The sequence below is a fragment of the Kitasatospora sp. NPDC057965 genome (assembly GCF_042887135.1).
Classification (GTDB): Bacteria; Actinomycetota; Actinomycetes; order Streptomycetales; family Streptomycetaceae; genus Kitasatospora.
Genome location: NZ_JBHVPZ010000060.1, coordinates 1 through 18,968, shown reverse-complemented (window position 1 = coordinate 18,968; position 18,968 = coordinate 1). Strand labels below are relative to the sequence as shown.

At 73.2% G+C, this 18,968-nt stretch carries 18 protein-coding genes, 1 tRNA gene and 1 pseudogene; 15 read left to right on the top strand and 5 right to left on the bottom strand.

Annotation, left to right across the window (positions count from 1 at the left end; all coding sequences use genetic code 11):
- Both ACFVVU_RS38530 and ACFVVU_RS38525 read left to right on the top strand, forming a co-directional pair.
- A pseudogene (locus tag ACFVVU_RS38530) lies at nt 1-95 on the top strand (electron transfer flavoprotein subunit beta); the annotation flags it as partial.
- A 46-nt stretch (nt 96-141) separates the two neighbouring features.
- Nucleotides 142-1,104 (top strand): electron transfer flavoprotein subunit alpha/FixB family protein, encoded by a 963-nt coding sequence (locus ACFVVU_RS38525; protein ID WP_387794476.1) that lies wholly within the window; start codon nt 142-144, stop codon nt 1,102-1,104.
- A 126-nt stretch (nt 1,105-1,230) separates the two neighbouring features.
- Here the strand turns inward: ACFVVU_RS38525 and ACFVVU_RS38520 are convergent, their stop codons facing one another.
- Entirely contained in the window at nt 1,231-1,665 is a 435-nt protein-coding gene (locus ACFVVU_RS38520) for a hypothetical protein (protein ID WP_387794474.1), read from the bottom strand.
- Between the two features lie 155 nt (nt 1,666-1,820).
- Between ACFVVU_RS38520 and ACFVVU_RS38515 the strand changes: the two genes are divergently transcribed.
- The 9 genes from ACFVVU_RS38515 (at nt 1,821) to ACFVVU_RS38475 (ending at nt 10,746) form a co-directional block, all read left to right on the top strand.
- Nucleotides 1,821-2,972, top strand: coding sequence for an acyl-CoA dehydrogenase family protein (locus ACFVVU_RS38515; protein WP_387794472.1), 1,152 nt, complete (start codon nt 1,821-1,823; stop codon nt 2,970-2,972).
- Nucleotides 2,973-3,050: 78 nt separating this feature from the next.
- Nucleotides 3,051-3,815 carry a TetR family transcriptional regulator gene (locus ACFVVU_RS38510; RefSeq protein ID WP_380689097.1) on the top strand — a complete coding sequence of 255 codons (765 nt, stop codon included), beginning with the start codon at nt 3,051-3,053 and terminating at the stop codon, nt 3,813-3,815.
- Between the two features lie 155 nt (nt 3,816-3,970).
- Nucleotides 3,971-5,428 carry a chloride channel protein gene (locus tag ACFVVU_RS38505; RefSeq protein WP_387794470.1) on the top strand — a complete coding sequence of 486 codons (1,458 nt, stop codon included), beginning with the start codon at nt 3,971-3,973 and terminating at the stop codon, nt 5,426-5,428.
- 335 nt (nt 5,429-5,763) lie between these two features.
- Nucleotides 5,764-6,987 (top strand): ATP-binding protein, encoded by a 1,224-nt coding sequence (locus ACFVVU_RS38500; protein ID WP_380715445.1) that lies wholly within the window; start codon nt 5,764-5,766, stop codon nt 6,985-6,987.
- Complete coding sequence (locus ACFVVU_RS38495; protein WP_380686047.1) at nt 6,984-7,385, top strand: roadblock/LC7 domain-containing protein; 402 nt, start codon at nt 6,984-6,986, stop codon at nt 7,383-7,385. Before ACFVVU_RS38500 ends, ACFVVU_RS38495 begins: the two co-directional genes overlap by 4 nt.
- Complete coding sequence (locus ACFVVU_RS38490; protein ID WP_380686049.1) at nt 7,382-7,765, top strand: DUF742 domain-containing protein; 384 nt, start codon at nt 7,382-7,384, stop codon at nt 7,763-7,765. Before ACFVVU_RS38495 ends, ACFVVU_RS38490 begins: the two co-directional genes overlap by 4 nt.
- Nucleotides 7,740-8,333 carry an ATP/GTP-binding protein gene (locus tag ACFVVU_RS38485; protein ID WP_350572322.1) on the top strand — a complete coding sequence of 198 codons (594 nt, stop codon included), beginning with the start codon at nt 7,740-7,742 and terminating at the stop codon, nt 8,331-8,333. The genes ACFVVU_RS38490 and ACFVVU_RS38485 overlap by 26 nt, the downstream gene beginning before the upstream one ends.
- An 8-nt stretch (nt 8,334-8,341) precedes the next feature.
- Nucleotides 8,342-9,661 (top strand): cytochrome P450, encoded by a 1,320-nt coding sequence (locus ACFVVU_RS38480; RefSeq protein WP_380686052.1) that lies wholly within the window; start codon nt 8,342-8,344, stop codon nt 9,659-9,661.
- Between the two features lie 23 nt (nt 9,662-9,684).
- On the top strand, nt 9,685-10,746 hold the full coding sequence (locus ACFVVU_RS38475) for a tryptophan dimethylallyltransferase family protein (RefSeq protein WP_387794466.1): 1,062 nt from the start codon (nt 9,685-9,687) through the stop codon (nt 10,744-10,746).
- A gap of 23 nt (nt 10,747-10,769) precedes the next feature.
- Here ACFVVU_RS38475 and ACFVVU_RS38470 read toward each other — a convergent pair whose 3' ends face one another.
- Complete coding sequence (locus ACFVVU_RS38470) at nt 10,770-12,053, bottom strand: flavin-containing monooxygenase (protein ID WP_387794464.1); 1,284 nt, start codon at nt 12,051-12,053, stop codon at nt 10,770-10,772.
- Nucleotides 12,054-12,318: 265 nt separating this feature from the next.
- Nucleotides 12,319-12,403 (bottom strand) — tRNA-Leu (locus tag ACFVVU_RS38465).
- A gap of 253 nt (nt 12,404-12,656) precedes the next feature.
- Between ACFVVU_RS38465 and ACFVVU_RS38460 the strand changes: the two genes are divergently transcribed.
- The 3 genes from ACFVVU_RS38460 to ACFVVU_RS38450 all read left to right on the top strand — a co-directional run bounded on the left by ACFVVU_RS38460 (nt 12,657) and on the right by ACFVVU_RS38450 (nt 15,632).
- Nucleotides 12,657-14,000, top strand: coding sequence for a M20/M25/M40 family metallo-hydrolase (locus tag ACFVVU_RS38460; protein ID WP_355372376.1), 1,344 nt, complete (start codon nt 12,657-12,659; stop codon nt 13,998-14,000).
- Between the two features lie 186 nt (nt 14,001-14,186).
- On the top strand, nt 14,187-14,432 hold the full coding sequence (locus tag ACFVVU_RS38455) for a chaplin (protein ID WP_387794462.1): 246 nt from the start codon (nt 14,187-14,189) through the stop codon (nt 14,430-14,432).
- Between the two features lie 243 nt (nt 14,433-14,675).
- Nucleotides 14,676-15,632, top strand: coding sequence for a chaplin (locus tag ACFVVU_RS38450; RefSeq protein WP_387794461.1), 957 nt, complete (start codon nt 14,676-14,678; stop codon nt 15,630-15,632).
- A gap of 70 nt (nt 15,633-15,702) precedes the next feature.
- Here the strand turns inward: ACFVVU_RS38450 and ACFVVU_RS38445 are convergent, their stop codons facing one another.
- Nucleotides 15,703-15,912 carry a DUF5703 family protein gene (locus tag ACFVVU_RS38445; protein ID WP_355372383.1) on the bottom strand — a complete coding sequence of 70 codons (210 nt, stop codon included), beginning with the start codon at nt 15,910-15,912 and terminating at the stop codon, nt 15,703-15,705.
- A 330-nt stretch (nt 15,913-16,242) separates the two neighbouring features.
- Here ACFVVU_RS38445 and ACFVVU_RS38440 point away from each other — a divergent pair, with 330 nt between their 5' ends.
- The gene (locus tag ACFVVU_RS38440) at nt 16,243-16,851 is read left to right on the top strand and encodes a hypothetical protein (protein ID WP_380690383.1); all 609 of its coding nucleotides are present in this window, start codon (nt 16,243-16,245) and stop codon (nt 16,849-16,851) included.
- Between the two features lie 89 nt (nt 16,852-16,940).
- Here the strand turns inward: ACFVVU_RS38440 and ACFVVU_RS38435 are convergent.
- On the bottom strand, nt 16,941-18,968 hold a 2,028-nt coding region (locus ACFVVU_RS38435; protein WP_387794459.1), incomplete at its 5' end, for a helix-hairpin-helix domain-containing protein.

Sequence of the window (18,968 nt, the reverse complement as noted above, 5' to 3'; positions counted from 1 at the left end):
CGCGTCCGGCGCGTACCGCGGGCACGGTCGTCAAGGACGAGGGCGAGGGCGGCAAGGCGCTCGCCGGCTTCCTCGCCGACCAGAAGTTCATCTAGCCACCACCCCTTCGCGCATCCAACGATCGATCAGGAGCAATGAATCATGGCTGAGATCCTGGTTCTCGTGGACCACGCCGACGGCGTGGTCCGCAAGCCGGCCCTGGAGCTGCTGACCCTGGCCCGCCGCGTCGGCGAGCCCTCCGCCGTCGTCCTCGGCGCCGGCGACAAGGCCGCCGAGCTGGCCGCCAAGGCCGCCGAGTACGGCGCCGCCAAGGTGTACGTCGCCGACGGCGTCGAGTTCACCGACCAGCTGGTCGTCCCCAAGGTGGACGCCCTGGCCCAGATCGCCAAGGCGGTCGAGCCGGCCGCGGTGCTGGTCACCTCCTCCGGCGAGGGCAAGGAGGTCGCCGCCCGCGTCGCCCTGCGGATCGGTTCCGGCATCATCACCGACGCCGTCGACCTGGAGGCCGGCGACGGCGCTCCGGTCGCCACCCAGTCGGTGTTCGCCGCCTCCTTCCAGGTGAAGTCCACGGTGTCGCACGGCGCCCCGGTCATCACCGTCAAGCCGAACGCCGTCGCCCCGGAGGCCGCTCCGGCCGCCGGCGCGGTGGAGAACGTCACCGTCGCCTTCACCGGCAACGCCGCGAAGGTCGTCTCGCGCACCCCGCGGGTGTCCACCGGCCGCCCCGAGCTGACCGAGGCCGCGATCGTGGTCTCCGGCGGCCGCGGCGTCGGCGCCGCCGAGGGCTTCGGCGTGGTCGAGGAGCTGGCCGACGCCCTGGGCGCGGCGGTCGGTGCCTCGCGCGCCGCCGTCGACGCCGGCTGGTACCCGCACAGCAGCCAGGTCGGCCAGACCGGCAAGCAGGTCTCCCCGCAGCTGTACGTGGCCAACGGCATCTCCGGCGCCATCCAGCACCGGGCCGGCATGCAGACCTCGAAGACCATCGTGGCCGTCAACAAGGACGCCGAGGCCCCGATCTTCGAGCTGGTCGACTACGGCGTGGTCGGCGACCTGTTCGCGGTCCTGCCGCAGCTCACCGCCGAGGTGAAGGCCCGCAAGGCCTGACCCGTCCGGTCATCCACCGGTCACCGCGCAAGCGAGGGAGTGGCACCGAGTACCCCGGGTACTCGGTGCCACTCCCTTTTCTCCCTATCTCCCTTTCTCCCAGTCGCCCTGCCGCCCCGCCGCCCGCTACTCCGCGAAGGCCGCCAGGTGCTGGGTGAACCCGCCCTGCGTCGGCGGCAGCGGCCGCGGCTCGGCGGGCGGCACCCGGCCCGGTTCCTCCGGCGCCAGCACCGTCAGCTCCGGCTGCTCGGACCCGGCCGCCGCGGTGATCCGCACCCGGGTGCCCACCGGCACCGTGGACCGCAGGCCGTTGACGATGCACCAGACGTCGAACCCCTCGGCCATCCGGATCAGCGACTTCTGCCGGGCCAGCGGCGTGCGGGCCTGCTCGACGGCGCAGCGCCGCACCACCCCGGTGCCCTCGCTGCGCTCCAGCCGCAGGTCGGTGGAGCCGCAGGTGGGGCAGAGCAGCCGCTGGAAGGTCGGGTTGTGGCACCAGGCGCAGCGCTGGAAGTACAGCGAGGCGCTCTCGGTGTGGGCGTCGATGGCTGCGTGGACCACGGTGTCATCTCCCTGCGCTCGTCCGTTCCGCCACAAAAAGGATAGGGAACTCAGTACCACCCTGTGAAGGCACTGAGTTCCCTTTTTGTTGTGCGCGTGCATAATGAAGGGTACTGAGTGCCGTCTTGAACGTCGTGAAACAGGAGTGGCCGACCATGAGCCAGGACTTCGATCTCTTCCGGATCTCCGAGGAGCACGAGATGCTCCGTGAGGCGGTGCGTTCGCTGGCCGAGGCGAAGATCGCTCCGTTCGCGGCGGAGGTGGACGAGCAGGGGCGGTTCCCGCAGGAGGCGTTGGAGGCGTTGCGGGGCAATGACCTGCACGCGGTGCACGTGCCGGAGGAGTTCGGGGGTGCGGGGGCGGACGCGCTGGCGACGGTGATCGTGATCGAGGAGGTGGCGCGGGTGTGCGCCTCGTCGTCGTTGATCCCGGCGGTGAACAAGCTGGGTTCGTTGCCGGTGCAGCTGTCGGGTTCGCGGGAGTTGAAGGAGCGGTACCTGGGGGCGCTGGCGCGTGGTGAGGGGATGTTCTCGTACTGCCTGTCGGAGCCGGAGGCGGGTTCGGACGCGGCGGGGATGCGTACGCGGGCGGTGCGTGACGGGGACTTCTGGGTGCTGGACGGGGTGAAGCGGTGGATCACCAACGCCGGTGTGTCGGAGTTCTACACGGTGATGGCGGTGACGGATCCGGAGAAGCGCTCGAAGGGGATCTCGGCGTTCGTGGTGGAGAAGGGCGACGAGGGTGTGTCGTTCGGTGCGCCGGAGCGGAAGCTGGGGATCAAGGGGTCGCCGACGCGTGAGGTGTACTTCGACGGTGTGCGGATTCCGGCGGATCGGATGATCGGTGCGGAGGGTACGGGTTTCGCGACGGCGATGCGGACGCTGGACCACACGCGGGTGACGATCGCGGCGCAGGCGTTGGGGATCGCGCAGGGGGCGTTGGACTACGCGAAGGGGTATGTGCGCGAGCGGCGGCAGTTCGGGAAGCCGATCGGTGACTTCCAGGGTGTGCAGTTCATGCTGGCGGACATGGCGATGAAGCTGGAGGCGGCGCGTCAGCTGACGTATGCGGCGGCGGCGCGGTCGCAGCGGGGTGATGGTGATCTGACGTTCTTCGGTGCGGCGGCGAAGTGTTTCGCGTCGGACGCGGCGATGGAGATCACGACGGACGCGGTGCAGTTGCTGGGTGGGTACGGGTACACCCGGGACTATCCGCTGGAGCGGATGATGCGGGACGCGAAGATCACGCAGATCTACGAGGGCACCAACCAGATCCAGCGCATCGTGATGGCCCGCAACCTGCCGTAACCCCAACCCCCGCACGCACCCGGGCCGGCCGTCCGCGGCCGGGTCCGGGTGCCGGGGGCCGATGCTATGTTCCGGAGAATGAGCGAGAAGGAAGAGCAGGACCAGCCCATGAACGACGGGCACCCGAAGCCCGCGATGCGCGAGGCGCTGGTAGCCGCCGCCTTCGAGCTCTTCCTGGAGCGCGGCTTCGAGCAGACCACGATCGACGACATCGTCTCGCTGGCCGGGGTCGGCCGGCGCTCCTTCTTCCGCTACTTCCCGGCCAAGGAGGACGTGGTCTTCCCCGACCACGAGCGCGGCCTCGCCGACATGACGGAGTTCCTCGAATCCGGCACCGGCGAGGAGGACCCGGTCCGGCACGCCGGCGACGCCGCCCGGCTCGTCCTGCGGATGTACGCCGAGCAGCCGTCCTTCTCCGTCCAGCGCTACCGGCTCACCCGCAAGGTCCCCGGCCTGCGCGCCTACGAGCTGTCCGTGGTCTGGCGCTACGAGCACACCCTCGCGCACTACCTGCGCGGCCGTTTCGCCGAACGCCCGGACGGGCCGCTGCGGGCCGACGTGGTCGCCGCCGCCGTGGTCGCCGCGCACAACCACGCCCTGCGCACCTGGCTGCGCTCGGGCGGCGAGAGCGACTGGGTGGCCGAGGTGGACCGCGCGATGGCCTTCGTCACCGACACCTGGAGCGAGCGGCCCGGCGGCGGTGGCGGTGCGGCCGACGGTGCCGGGGCGGGGGAGCAGGACGACGTCGTGGTCCTGGTCGCCAGCCGCCGGGCGCCGCTGTGGCGGATGGTGCAGGGCATCGAGAGCGCCCTCGGCGACTCCCGGCAGGTCCACCGGGACTGACCCGCCCCCGCGGCCCGCGCCGCCACTCACCCCGACGGCGCAAGCGGCGCGCAGTCGCACCGGCGGTTACGTGCGGGCCCCGCGGGCGCGGGCGAGACTCGGTCGCAGCACGCGGCCGGAGCCGGACCGGCGCGGGAACGCGACGGAGGCGGACGATGCCGGAGCCGAGCGCCGGACCGAGCGGCGGCGACGACCCGACGACCGGGCCTGCCCCCAGGACCGCCCCCGCCGGAGCGACCGGCCCCGCCGAGGTGCCCGCCCCGGCGGCCCTGCGCGAGGTCCTGCTGACCAAGGGCTACCTGGGCCTGCTGCTGATCTCCGCCCTGGTCGGTGTCCCGGTCTCGCTGGCCGCCTTCTGGTTCGTCGGCCTGGAGCACCAACTCCAGCACTGGGTCTGGGAGAGCCTGCCGGACGCCCTCGGCCACGACCGCGCGCCCTGGTGGTGGCCGCTGCCCGCGCTGCTGCTGGCCGGCCTGCTGATCGTCCCGGTGATCACCCGGCTGCCCGGCCGCGGCGGCCACGTCCCGGTGGACGGCCTGGGCGGGCCGCCGGCCCCGCCGAAGGCCGTGCCCGGTGTCGTCCTCGCCGCCCTCGTCGGTCTGCCGCTCGGCGTGGTGCTCGGTCCGGAGGCCCCGCTGATGGCGATGGGCGGCGGGCTGGCGCTGCTCGCCGTCCGCCCGGCCCGCCGGACGGCGCGGCCGCAGCTGGTGCCGGTGCTCGGCGCGGCCGGTTCGACGGCGGCGATCTCCACCATCTTCGGCAGCCCGCTGGTGGCCGCCGTGATGATGATCGAGGCGGCCGGCCTCGGCGGTCCGCGGCTGCTGCTGCTGATCATGCCCTGCCTGCTGGCCAGCGGGGTCGGCGCGCTGGTCTTCACCGGCTTCGGCCACTGGACGGGGCTGTCCATCGGCGCGCTCTCGCTGCCCTCGGTACCGCACAGCGGGGTCCCGGATCCGGGCGACTTCCTGTGGGGCGTACCGGTCGCCGGCGCCGTCACCGTGGTCTGCGTGGTGGCGCAGACGCTGGGCCGGCGGGTCAAGGTGTTCACCATCGGCGATCCCGAGCGTGCCGCGGCGCCCCCGACCGCGCGGCGGACGGGGGCGCGCACCGTGCTGTGCGCCGTCGCGGTCGGCGCCTGCATCTCCGCCTACGCGCTGCTGACCGGCCGTTCGCCGCAGGAGGCGGCGCTCTCCGGCCAGGCGACCCTGGGCACGCTCGCCGCGGACCCGGCGGCCTGGTCGGTGTTCGCGCTGCTGATGCTGACCCTCTGCAAGGCGGCGGCCTGGGGTGTCGCGCTGGGCAGTCTGCGCGGTGGGCCGATCTTCCCGGCGGTGCTGATCGGCGCCGCCCTCGGCCTGGCCTGCGCTCCGCTGCCCGGCTTCGGCACCGCGCCGGGGCTGGCCGTCGGACTCGCCGCCGCCAGCACGGCGGTCACCCGCCTGCCGGTCACCAGTACGGTGCTGGCGACCGCCCTGCTGGGCTCCCAGGCGTCCAACCTGCTCCCGTTGTTGCTGGTCACAGCCGTGACGGCGTTTGTCGTCGGCGAGTTGGTCCGCGGTCTCGCCGCACGGCGGACGGGCCGGGCGCCCGCCCCGGCGGCCCCGCCGCGCTGAACCCGGCCACCGGGCGGCCGCGTTCCTCCGGCGGCGGGAGCAGCGCGTTTGCCCGCCGTGTCATGGTCTGGTCGAATGGGCGTCGCAGCGTCCCCGGGGCGGCGTTCGTTGCTGGGCGAACTGAGCGCACGTCAACTGGACGTCCCTGGTGGCGGGCTGTGAAGGGGCGTTTCATCCGATGATATGATCACGGCGCTTGCCGGGGGGATCGGGCGGGTGTGAGACGGAATCACCAGGGGCGGTTCGGGCGGTGACCCCGGCGCGGACGCCCGCCGGCCCACCCCTGCTTTGACGGTAAATCAGCAGCTGGCCGCCACTCTCCTGAAGAGAGTCCTATGACGCATTCCCTGCAGAACCCCATTCTCTGGGCTCTTCTCGTCGTCCTCCTCGGCGCAATCGCCGTCATTGTCCTCCAGCGCAGGGCGGCAGCGTCGGCGCGACAGGACTCCGACGCGCTCAGAGCCCACTACGCCGCGTTGGAGAGCGACTTCTCGCAATCCGTCGAGGCGGCTCACGTGCGCGCCGACGAAGAGACCAAAACGGTTCTCAAGTCCGCCATGCGAACCCTTCAGGGCCTCGCCGCCGAACAGCAGCTGGTCATTTCCCGGCTGCAGAACAAGTACGGCGACTCGGTCATCCTGGAGGACCTCCTGGAGATCGACCACACGAACTCGCAGTTCGGCCGGCGTGCCCAGTCCATCGCCGTCCTGTGCGACGGATGGCTGGGCCGGCAGCGCGAGGTGGCGTCGATCTACGACGTGGTCCGCAGCGCGCAGGGCCGGATCCGGCATTTCCGGCGGGTCGAGATTCTTTCCCAGGTCAATTACGGAATCACCAGCCGGGCCGTCGAACCGGTGGCGCTGGTGCTCGCCGAACTGCTCGACAATGCTACCAGCTATTCCAGCCCCGACACGATGGTGGAAATCAATATCCGCACCGTGCCGAAGGGCATTTGCATCGTCGTCGACGACGCCGGTATCGGCATGAACGACGAGGAGCGCAGCCGGGCGGACAAGCTGCTGTCGACCGAGCGGGTCTCCGGCGTCTCCTCGCTCGGGAACCCGCCGCAGTTCGGTTTCGCGGTGGCCGGCGTGCTCAGCGAGCGTTTCGGTTTCGAGGCCTCGGTGGATTCCTCCTCGCCCTACGGCGGTGTGCGCGCGGTTCTCCTCCTGCCGCACGAACTCCTCACCGCCATGCCGGAGCAGCGGCCGACGGAGGCCGGCCCCGGCGGCGCCGAGACGGCCCGCAACCCGTTCGAGGCCGCGCCGGTCGCGGCCGCGACCGGCGCCGACGGCCTGCCGAAGCGGCGCCGCAAGCGGCCGATGTCCGTCGTGCCGGCCGAGCCGGTCGCCGCCGACGCCCAGGGCTTCGGCCAGGGCTTCGGTCAGCCCTTCGGCGCACCGGCCCCCGGGACGCCGGTCCGCTCCGGCGCGGAGACGGCGGCGATCATGGGCGCCTTCCAGCGAGGCACCCAGTCCGGCCGGGCGACGAGTCCGGACGCCGCGGAGACGACGAGCAGCCCAACCGCTGCAAGTAGTGAAGGACATGAGTACCCGTGAACAACGACCTGTCATGGATGCTTGACAGTGCCCTGGAGATCCCCGGTGCCCTGCACGCGGTCCTGATATCCGCGGACGGCCTGCTGATGGCCCGGACGAGGGAGATCGGCAAGGACGACGCGGACCGGGTCGCCGCCGGGATGAGCGGAGTGCAGTCGCTGAGCCGTTCGCTCGCCTTCTTCTGCAACGGCTCCCAGCAGCAGTGGCGGCAGACCCTGGTGGAGTTCGACGGAGGCTGGGTCTTCCTCATCTCCGCCGGCCAGGGCGCCTACCTCGGCGTCTCGGCCTCCCCGGACGTCGACATGGCGGACATCACCTTCCGGATGCAGCAGCTCGTCGGACAGCTCGGCAAGGCGCTCATGGCGCCCCCGCGCGAGAACCTCGGCGTGCGCCCATGACGAGCCGTGGCGAGCACGGCCCCGACGCTGCCCCGCCCTTGGTGAGACCGTACGTCATCACCAAGGGCCGGGGGCTGCCGGACGACGAGCAGCTCTCCCTGGTCACGCTGGTCACGGCGGCGGGCGACGAGCAGCAGCGCCCCACCCGACGGCTCTCCCCCGAGGAGCAGGGCCTGCTCGAATTATGTGCCGCGGGCTACCTCACGGTGGCCGAGATCGCCGGACACACCCGGCTGCCCCTGGGCGTGGTGAGGATCCTTCTCTCGGCCCTCAGTGAAGGCGGCTACCTTCTCGTGCGGCCGCCCGTCGCGCGTGCCTCCCTGGTGGACACGCGCATCCTTCAGGAGGTGCTGAATGGACTTGAGGCCAAGTTTGGATGAGCGGGCCTACGTCCGCGACGGAGCCAACCAGACCGCCGTGAAGATCCTCGTCGTCGGGCACTTCGCGGTGGGCAAGACCACCTTCATCGGCTCGATCTCCGAGATCACCCCGCTGTCCACCGAAGAGACCATGACGCGGGCCGGGGAGGCGGTCGACGACCTCAAGGGGGTCAGGAGCAAGACCACCACGACCGTCGCCATGGACTTCGGCCGACTGACCCTCAGCGACCGCGTCGTGCTGTACCTGTTCGGGACCCCCGGGCAGTTGCGCTTCGTGCAGATGTGGGAGGACATGGCACGCGGCGCGCTCGGCGCGCTGGTGCTGGTCGACCCCGACCGGCTGGCGGACTCCTTCGCCGTGATCGACCTGATCGAGCAGTACGGGCTCGACTACGCGATCGCCGTCAACCGCTTCGACGGCACGCCGGTCTACCAGGAGGCCGCCCTGCGGGAGGCGTTGGACCTGCTGGACGACACCCCCGTGGTCACCTGCGACGCCCGCGACGAGAAGTCCTCCGCCGAAGCATTGATCAGACTGGTCCGTCACTTGCTGGACCGTGTCCACTAGGAGCAGACATGGACGCTGAGTCCACCGCACTCGTGCCCCCGCCCGGGTGCCCCGCCCACGGCAGCGGCGAACGGATACCCCTGTACGGGTCGCAGTTCGCGGCCGACCCGCAGGCCTACTACGCCTACATGCGCCACTTCGGGGCGACCACGCAGGTCGAACTCTCCCCGGGCGTCGAGGCCACCCTGGTCACCGACTACACCGCCGCGCTGCAGCTGCTGCAGGACCCGGCCGCCTTCCGGAAGGACTCGCGCCGCTGGCGGGACCTCAACGAGGGCCGGGTCCCCGCCGACAGCCCGGTCCTGCCGCTGCTGGCCTACCGGGCCAACTGCATGTTCAGCGACGGGGTCGAGCACCTGCGGCTGCGCCAGGCCGTCACCGACAGCCTCGCCCGAATAGACACCCGCCGGCTCACCCAGCGCATCGGGCAGATCTCCGACTACCTCATCGCCCAGTTCAGCGCGCGCGGCTCGGCCGACCTCGTCGGCGAGTACTCCAAGCAGCTGCCGCTGTTCGTCTTCAACGAGCTCTTCGGCTGCCCGGCCGACATCGGCGACCGGGTGCTGTTCGGCATCTCCGGCATGTTCGACGGCGTCAACGCCGCCCGGGCGGCCGACGTCCTGATGCAGGCCGCGGCCGACCTGGTGGCCCTCAAGCGGACCAGGCCCGGCGAGGACGTCACCTCCTGGCTGATGCAGCACGAGGCCGGCCTGGACAACGAGGAGATGGTCCACCAGCTCGCGCTGCTCCTGGGCGCGGGCGCCGAGCCGCTGCGCAACCTCATCGGCAACACCCTGCACCGGCTGCTCACCCACGACCAGTACGCCCACAAGGGCGGCCTGATCGCCGAGGCGCTCGACGACACGCTGTGGGGCAACCCGCCGCTGACGAACTACGCGCCGCACTACCCCGCGGCCGACATGGAGTTCGCCGGCACGAAGCTGAACGCCGGCGACCTGGTGCTGGTCAGCATCGCGGCCGCCAACACCGGCGGTGCCGGAAGCAACCGGGCCCATCTGGCGTGGAGCGCGGGCCCGCACGCCTGCCCCTCCAAGGAGCCCGCCCGGCACATCACCGTGACGGCCATCGAGAACCTGTTCAACCGGCTGCCCGACATCGAACTCGCGGTGCCGGCGGACAGCCTGACCTGGCGTCCGGGCCCGTTCAGCCGGGCGCTGTCCGCCCTGCCGACCCGGTTCACCCCGGTCCAGGAGGCACCCAGGCCCGCCGCGGCCCGGGCAGCCGCACCCGCCCGGGAGGAGCACAGCACCGGAGCCCGCAAGGAGCGCGGGCTGTGGAGCTCCTTCCTGACCTGGCTCGCCAAGTGAGCGGCACAGCCGAAAGACCGGGCGTGCCGACGCTCGGGGAGTTCACCGCGCGCCAGCTGCGGGGACTGTGCGAGGTCGCGGGCCTCGGCGAGCAGGACGCCCGGACCTACCAGGACGTCCTCGTCGAGGCCCTGGGGCCGGAGGCCGGACGGCGGCTGGACCTGCCGCCGTCCGGTCGGACCTTCCTGTCCGACGACCACACGCCGGTGGAGTACTCGCTCTCCTTCCGACCCGACGGCGCGCCCGACCTGCGGGTGCTGCTGGAGCCGGGCTGCGGCAGCGGGACCCTGGAGGAGAACGGCCGCGCCGGACTGGACACCGTCCGCGCCATGTCCCGCCGCTGGGGGTTCTCCGCCGCCTGGCTGGACAAGGTGGAGGACCTCTTCCTGCCGGCCTCCCCGCACGGGCCGCTGGCCCTGTGGTGTGCCCTGGAGCTTCGCCCCGGCGGCGTCCCCCGGGTCAAGGTGTACCTGAACCCCGCCGCCCGCGGCCCCGCCCGGGCGGCCGAAACGCTGCGCGAGGCGCTGGAGCGGCTCGGCCTCCCGCAGGCGTTCGCGGCCCTGCCGCCGGGCGACGGCTACCCGTTCCTCGCCCTGGACCTCGGCGACTGGGAGCAGCCCCGGGTCAAGGTCTACGTCCGTCACCCCGGCCTGCCGGCCGCCGAGGCCGGAGAGCTGCCCCGGACGGCCGACGGGCCGACGGCGGCCGAGCTCCGGCACTTCGCGGCGACGGCCGCCGGGACGACGGACGGCGACGCCCGGCTCTCCGGGTTGCCCGTGCTGTCCTGCCACGTCTTCACCGACGCGGCGGCCGACCGGCCGAGCGGCTTCACCCTGCACGTCCCGGTGCGGGACTACGCCCGGCACGACGGCGAGGCCCTGGACCGGGCGGTGGCCCTGCTCGGCCGGCACGGCATGGACCCGGCCCCGCTCCTGCGCGCCCTGCCCTCCCTCACCGGGCGGCGGCCGCGGGACGGCGTCGGGCTGATCGCCTACCTGGCGCTCGCCCACCAGCGGGGCCTGCCGCCGCGGATCACCGTGTACCTCTCCGCGGAGGCCTACAGCGTCCGGCCGCCGACCGGCTGACCCCGCCGGCGCGCGGGCAGGGGCTACTGCGTGCGGAACTCCTGCACGTACGGCACCACGTCGATCTGGATCGAGGCGCCGAGCCCCTGCCCGTAGCGCGCGGCGATGCCGGTCAGGTAGTCGTCGATCTCCTTGTGCATGACATCCCCGGACGGCAGTGCCTCCTCGCCGCCGATGAGCCGGGCCACGTAGTGCGCCTGGGCCTCCAGGGCCCGGGTGATGGCCCCCACCGGGCGGATCAGGCCGACGAAGTAGAGGCCCGGCCGGTCGGGCGCGACGATCCGCCGGTACAGCTCCACCCGTCCGCTCGGGCCGACCGGGCAGTCGGCGGGCAGGTACGGGTAGGACATCCGGTAGCCGGTGCACCAGACGACCGTGTCGGCCTCCACCGCGGACCCGTCGGTGAACCGGACCAGGTTCCCCTCGAAGGAGTCGATCCCCGGCTTGGGGATCACCGCGCCGTGCCGGATCCGGCTGAAGATCTCGTCCGAGACGGTCACCGCGGAGGAGAAGATCGGATGGTCGGGTTCGGGAAGCCCGTAGTCCGACAGCCGGCCCCGGGCCACCAGCAGGGCCTGCTCGATGTACTCGCGCCGCTCGGCCAGCGACATGGCGGTGAACCAGGGCGACTCGGCGATCACGTCGCACGATATGCCGTAGAGCTGCTTCGGGACGACGTGCAGCCCCCGGCGCACCGAGAGCACGGTCGCCGCCGCGTGCCGGGAGAGGTCGGCGGCGATGTCCACGGCCGAGGCGCCGAGGCCCACCACGACCGCCCGCCGGCCGCGGAACTCGGCGCCCTCCTGGTAATCGACGGCGTGCAGCATGCGGCCGGTGAAGGACCCGGCGCCGGCCGGCACCGGATCCGGCAGCAGCGGCTCCGCGTTGGCGCCCGAGGCGACGACCACCCGCGCGAAGCGCCTCGTGCCGGCGACCCCGTTCGCGTCCCGGGAAGCCACCAGCCAGGATCCGTCGAAGTCCTGCCGGACCGACAGCACCTCGGTGCCGAACTCGATGCGCGGTGGCAGGCCCGCCCACTCGGCGAAGGCCCGCAGGTAGGCGGCCATCTCGTCGTGCCGGGGATAGGTCGGGAAGGAGTCCGGCATCGGGAACGCGGCGTAGCCGGTCAGCTCCTTCGCGGTGTTCAGGTGCAGGGACCGGTAACCCGGCCCGTGCTCCCCGGCACCGGGCTTGCGCCAGATCCCGCCGACCTCCGAAGCCTTCTCCAGACAGACGAAGTCGACGCCCCGCACCGCCAGCGCGTGCGCGGCGGCCAGACCCGCCGGCCCCGCGCCGATGATGCACACCTGCGCGGCTCCGCGCCCGTCAACGGCATACGACCCATCCGGGAGGTTCCCCACGGAACGCCCCCCCTTCCCATCGAACCGGCCTGGACACCCCCGTCGGCGTCACCCCCGGGAGGGCGGCGCCGACAAAGTAAACCTCAGGTCACGGCAGCCGAACAGGGACCAAGGGCGTACAAATGGTGCGCCGACGGGAAACAGTCCGGGCAGAAAAGGGCGGAGGGCAACACGAAAAGCGGGCCAGGATTTCTCCTGGCCCGCTCAGCGGTGTCCGAGGGGGGACTTGAACCCCCACGCCCGATAAAGGGCACTAGCACCTCAAGCTAGCGCGTCTGCCATTCCGCCACCCGGACGGGGTGTTGTCCTCGCGGCTTCCTTCTGTTCGTCGGCCGCGCTGACAGATGTAACTGTAGCAGTGATCCGCTGCCGGTCCCAAAACGGCTCCGGACGGGGGAGCGCAGGTTGCGGCGGCGTGTCGCCGCGTATCCGGGGGGTGGATCCGGGTCGGGGGCTGGGAGAGGATGGTCGGACGTGCTCGTGCGGCCCGGGCGGAGGTCCCGGGGGTGGCGCTGGGGCGCCGGTGCGGGCTGGAGACGAGGAGTGACCGTGAGCGAGCGGAGCGAGTCGGCGGAGCGGGCGGCGGCGCCGAAGGTGACGGGTGAGTCCGAGGTCGCCGACCTCTGCCGCGATCTGATCCGGATCGACACCAGCAACTACGGCGACGGCTCCGGCCCGGGGGAGCGGAAGGCGGCCGAGTACGTGGCCGAGCAGCTCGCCGAGTTCGGCCTGGAGCCGCAGATCATCGAGTCGGCCAAGGGGCGGGCGTCCACCGTGGTCCGGATCGAGGGCGAGGACCGTTCGCGTCCGGGCCTGCTGATCCACGGGCACACCGACGTCGTGCCCGCCAACGCCGCGGACTGGACGTACGACCCGTTCGCCGGGGAGATCGCGGACGGCTGCGTCTGGGGCCGCGGCGCGGTCGACATGAAGGACATGGACGCGATGACCCTCGCGGTCGTCCGCGACCGGCTGCGCACCGGCCGCAAGCCCCCGCGGGACCTGGTGCTGGCCTTCCTGGCCGACGAGGAGGCGGGCGGCACCTACGGCGCCCGCTACCTGGTGGACAAGCACCCGGGCCTCTTCGAGGGCGTGACCGAGGCGATCGGCGAGGTCGGCGGCTTCTCCTTCACGGTCAACGACCGCACCCGGCTCTACCTGGTGGAGACCGCCGAGAAGGGCATGCACTGGATGCGGCTCACGGTCGAGGGCCGGGCCGGGCACGGGTCGATGGAGAACGACGACAACGCCATCACCGAGCTGTGCGAGGCGGTGGCCCGGCTCGGGCGGCACCAGTTCCCGCTGCGGATCACCAAGACCGTGCGGGCCTTCCTGGACGAGCTGTCGGACGCGCTGGGCGTCGAGCTCGACCCGGAGAACATGGACGAGACGCTGCGGGTGCTCGGCGGCATCGCCAAGATGATCGGCACCACGCTGCGCAACACGGCCCAGCCGACCATGCTCGGCGCCGGCTACAAGGTCAACGTGATCCCCGGCCAGGCCACCGCGCACGTGGACGGCCGCTTCCTGCCCGGCTACGAGGAGGAGTTCCTGGCCGAGCTGGACAGCGTGCTCGGCCCGCGCGTGAAGCGCGAGAGCCTGCACTCGGACAAGGCGATCGAGACCGGCTTCGACGGCGCCCTGGTCGAGGCGATGCAGACCGCGCTGCGCGCCGAGGACCCGATCGCCCGGGCGGTGCCGTACTGCCTCTCCGGCGGTACGGACGCCAAGTCGTTCCAGGACCTCGGGATCCGCTGCTTCGGCTTCGCGCCGCTGCAGCTGCCGCCGGAGCTGGACTTCGCCGGGATGTTCCACGGCGTGGACGAGCGGGTGCCGGTGGACGGCCTGAAGTTCGGCGTGCGGGTGCTGGACCGGTTCATCGACGCCTGCTGAGCGCCCGGCGACGGCCCACCCCCGGAGCCTCCGGGGGTGGGCCATCGCCGTTCTGACAGATCGATTTCCTGTTCGTAGTATCACCGGTCTGGGTGAAGCGGGCGTCCGGTCCGTACCCCGTCTGCCGCAACGTCGTTCCTTCCTGTGACGGCCCGGAACCGATTTCCGGGTGTTCATACAGGAGGAATGATGAAGATCAAGAAGATCGCCGCCGTGACCGCTGCCGCCGGTGGCCTGGTGCTCGCCGCCACCGGTGTCGCCTCCGCCCACGGCGGGGCCGGTGCCGAGGGCGTGGTCGCCGGCTCCCCGGGCGTGCTGTCCGGCAACCAGATCCAGATTCCGGTGCACATCCCGGTCAACGTCTGCGGCAACACCATCAGCGTGATCGGTGTGCTGAACCCGGCGTTCGGCAACACCTGCTTCAACGTCTGAGCCCACGTCGGTCGTTGAGCCGGGCCCCCGGACGGCGTGCGCGTCGTGCCGGGGGCGCTTGTTTTTCCGGACCGCCCCGCGTCCGGCCCGTGAGATCCCTCGAAAGGGTGAATGGGCGTGGAACCGGCCAACCTCCTCGTGGATTCCTTCGTTCTCTCCGTTGCAGCCGAGGACCTCCCCGCTTATTCGGAAATTCCGACTTTCGGGAGGTCGTCATGTCGTCTCGAAATGTCAGGGGAAAATATGAGGAACGCAGCCAAGAAGGGGCTCCTCACGGCCGTGGCCACCGGCAGTGTGCTGGCCTCGACCGCCGGTTACGCCTACGCGGGCGCCGGCGCGGAGGGTGTCGCGGCAGGCTCGCCGGGTGTCGCCTCCGGCAACTCGGTGCAGGTGCCGATCGAGGTGCCGATCAACGCCTGCGGCAACACGGTCGACGTGATCGGCTTGCTGAACCCGTCCTACGGCAACAAGTGCGCCAACGTCTCCGGCCACCCCGGCGGCAGCGCGCACGTCGGCGGCGCCCAGTCGGGCGGCGCGAGCGCGGGCGGCGCCCACACCGGCGGCGGCCAGTCCGGCGGAGCGGGCGCGAGTGCGGGCGGTGCCCAGGCCGGCGGTGCCCAGGCGGGCGGCGGCCAGGCCGGTTCGGGAGCGGCCGGCGCCGCCGCGGGCACGGCGGCGTCGGGGGCGACGGCCGCCGGGACGGCCACCGGCTCGCCCGGAGTGATCTCCGGCAACAGCGTCCAGGCCCCGGTGCACGTCCCGGTCAACGCCTGCGGCAACTCGATCGACGTGGTCGGCGCCCTCAACCCGGCCTACGGCAACAACTGCGCCAACGTCGCCGCCCCGGCGCCCAGCAAGCCCGCCGCGCCGCAGGAGGACTGCCCGCCGGAGGAGCACGCGCCGCACAGCGCCCCGCCGCCGGCCGCCCCGAGCGACCACGAGGGCACCCAGGGCACCCCCCGGGGCGGCAACGGTCCGACCGAGGCCGCGCCGACCGCGCCGTCGGCGGCCCCCGCCCCGCAGCAGGCCGCCCCGGCGGTGCGTCCGGCCGCCGCGCACGCCGGCCCGGCCGTCGCGGAGGCCGACCACCAGCTGGCCGCCACCGGCGCCGGCAACACCGAGCTGCTCGGTGCGGCCGGCCTGGCCCTGCTGATCGGCGGCGGCGTCCTCTACCGCCGCGCCCGCGCCGGCGCCCGCTGAGCCTCCACGGCGCACCGGGCACACCGGACACGCCGGGCGCGCGGGGGGTCGACCCGCCGCGCGCCCGCCGTCACCAGCTCCGGACCTGCCGGATGATCCGCCGGCGCAGCAGCACCGTGCGGCTGCCGTCCGGCAGCAGGCGGAGCCTGTCCAGTTCCCAGTGCCCGTACTCGGCGTGATCGGTGAGCAGTTGGCGTGCCGCGTTGCGGGACGTTCCGCGCGGCATGCGCAGCGACTGGTACTCGTACTCCGGCTGCCGGACCGGCTTCGGTGGGGTCAAAACGCTCCTCCTGAGGGACACCTGCGGGCAAGCCTACGGCCTGCCTCCGACAGCGGGCCCGGGTATTTCCGGCCGCCCGGCCCGCTTCGCACTGACAGCGCATCAGTTCCTTTGCTCCTGGGGAGGACATACCCCCGGCGCGCCGCGCGAAGCGGCACCCGGACGGCCCGCGCGGACCGCGTGCGCGGGCGCCCGGCGCACGCCGCCGTCCGGCACCCCGGGGGACAGACCCACGCGGAACGGACATCGCGGGGGAAGTTGCGGTGAAATCGCGGGTGTAGGTGACAACCGCTGTGCGTACCGGCACCGAGGGGAGATAGCGTCTGCACCATGTCTGATGCCGCGCAGCCCACCATTGCCGAGGTACGCGCCGCCGCCGAGGCGGTCAAGGCCGCCATCGACCGTCATCTGGAAGCGGTGTCGAGCCAGAGCGCAGCGGACGATTCCGCTGTGTCCACCGCCTACGAGCAGCTGGCGACGGCGGCCATCGCGTACGACCAACTCCTGTACGAGGTCTACGACGAGGTCACCCCCTTCGAGGTCCCCGGTGACGAGGGTCCGGGCGGGTACCACGGCCCCGAACAGCCCGAGGCGATCAGCGTGCTGATCCGCCGCGACTACCACGTCGTCGACCCGAAGCGGCTGCGCGCCCAGGCCGAGCGGCTGGACGACTCGCTGACCCCGGGCGGGGGCTCGGAAGGCGGCGGGGTGAACGCCGCGATCGGCGTGCTGTTCGGCGAGTTCGAGCCGGACGAGATCGCCGCCCGCAGCGAGGAGTTCGGGCTGGAGGAGGCCGACTCCACGCTCTGGGTGGCGGCCGCCGAGCCGAGCGAGCCGGGGGAGTGGCTGCCGGAGCCGTTCGAGCACGCCGATCCGCAGCTGCTGATCTGCCGCTTCGACGTGAGCGAGGTCTACGACGACGAGGACCCCGACGACTGACCCGTCGGCGGGCCCGGGGCGGAGTGCCCCGGGCCCGAGCGTCCGCCGGGGCGCATGATTTCGGACGTTCCCGGCGCGGACGGCGCCGGTCAGTAGGACTCGGCCGCGTTCTCCGCGAGGATCGCGCGCAGCCGCGTGGTGCGGGGTGCGGCCGGGCGCCCGGCGACGGCCTGCGGGAGCGCCGGGCCGGCGGAGTGGACCACCGAGAGGTGGCGCTCGCCGCGGCCGAACGCCGTGTACACCCACTGCCGGGTGAGTGCCGCGGCCGCGTCCTCCGGCACCACCACCACCGCGCCCGGCCAGCGGCGGCCGACCGCCTGGTGGACGGTCAGTGCCCAGCCGTGCCGCAGCTTTCCGGCCTCGGCGGGCGCGACGGTGCGGCGGGTGCCGTCGGGGTACTCCAGGTGCAGACCGGTGGCGTCACCGTCCAGCACCCGGGCGAGCCTGGTGTGGCCGGGCGCGGGCGAGTCGGCGACCCGGTCGCCCGGGTCGAAGCCGCCGAACCGGCCCGGGCCCGGGTTGAGCCGGGCCTTGGCGGCGGCGTTCAGCGCGCGGGTGCCGGCCCCGCCGCCGTGCCCGGGGGTGAGCAGGACGACCTGCTCGGACGGGATGCCGAGGGCGCGCGGGATCGAGTCGGTGAGCAGCTGGACGGCGCGGTGGACGGCCTCCCCGGCGTCCTTGGCGGTCAGGATGACCACCTCCTTGTCGGGCGCCTCGACCGGCTGGAGCTCGCCGATGCCGACGCCCGAGACCAGCTCGCCGATCGGGCCGAAGTCGGGGGTGCGGGAGGCGACGGCCGGGCAGGCCTTGGCGGCCAGCAGGTCGGCGAAGAACCGGCCGGGGCCGGCCGACCAGAGCTGGCCCGGGTCGCCGCTGAGCACCAGACGGGTGCCGTCGGCCAGCGACTCCAGCAGGGTGGCGGCCAGCTCGACGTCCAGCAGCGGGGCGTCCAGGACGATCAGCAGGTCGAGCGCGAGCGTGCCGTCGGCGGACCGGCCGGGGCCGGCCGCTCCGGCGAGCAGCTCGGCCAGCGTGGCGACGGGCGCGGGCGCGCCGGCGGGGGCGTCGGCGAGCGGGGCGAGTGCGGCGAAGGCGGCCCGGCCGTGGTCGGTCCAGGTGGCCGCCCAGGCCCGCAGGCCGAGGCCGGTGGCGGCGGCCAGCAGGGCGGCCGGTTCGGCGCGGGCGGCCTCACCGCCGGTGTGCAGGACGAGCGCGCTCTCGGCGGCGGCCCGGACGAGGGCGGTCGCGGAGGAGGACGGGGCGGCGGCCGCGGCGGCCTCCCAGGCGGCCGGCCCGGGGGCGGCGGGCGCCTCCGCGGCGGCTTCGGGGGCCTGCGGGCCGGCCTCGGTGCCGGCGTCCCCGTCGGCGTCAGTTTCGGCCTCGGCCTCGGCCCCGGTGCCGGCGTCCCCGTCGGCGTCAGTTTCGGCCTCGGCCTCGGCCCCGGTGCCGTCGTGGGTGCCCTCGTCGGCGTCCTCGTCGGCGTCCTCCGTGAGGTCCTCCGCGAGGTCCTCGCCGGGGACGAAGGTGGACATCAGCCGGACCAGGCCGTCGGCCAGGCTCTCCTCGGCCAGTGCCAGCCGCTCCAGGGCGAGCAGGGTGCGGGTCGGCGGCTCGTCCTCGTCGTCCCCGCCCGCCGTGTGCGCCTCGGCGCCGGTGAGCTCCTCCTGGAACGGCATCGCCCGGCCGTCGAGCACGGCGGCCTGGACGGCGGCGGCGGAGTCCGGCACACCGAGGCGCTCCAGCCCGGCGGTCACCTCGCCGATCTCCAGGGCCGAGTGGCCGCGCAGCGCCGCCTGCTCCAGCAGCCAGCCGACCAGCGCCTGGGCCCGCCGCGGGTCGCCCGGCCCGGCCTGCGCGCCGAGCAGGCCGCGGGCGAAGCCGTCCGCGTGCTCCGGGCGGACGCCGGGCAGGGTGAGCACGGCCCACGGGTCCTCGCGGAGCTGCTCGGCCGCGCCGTCGCCGAAGGCCGCCACGGCGGCGCCGGCCAGGGCGGCCGGGGCGCCGCCCGCCGTCAGCGCCTCGGCGGTGGCCTTGAGCGCCTGTGCCCGCTGCTCGTCGGTCACCGGCCGGTCGGCCCCGGCGGCGCCCGCCTCGCCCGCGGGCGCGCCCGCGGGGGC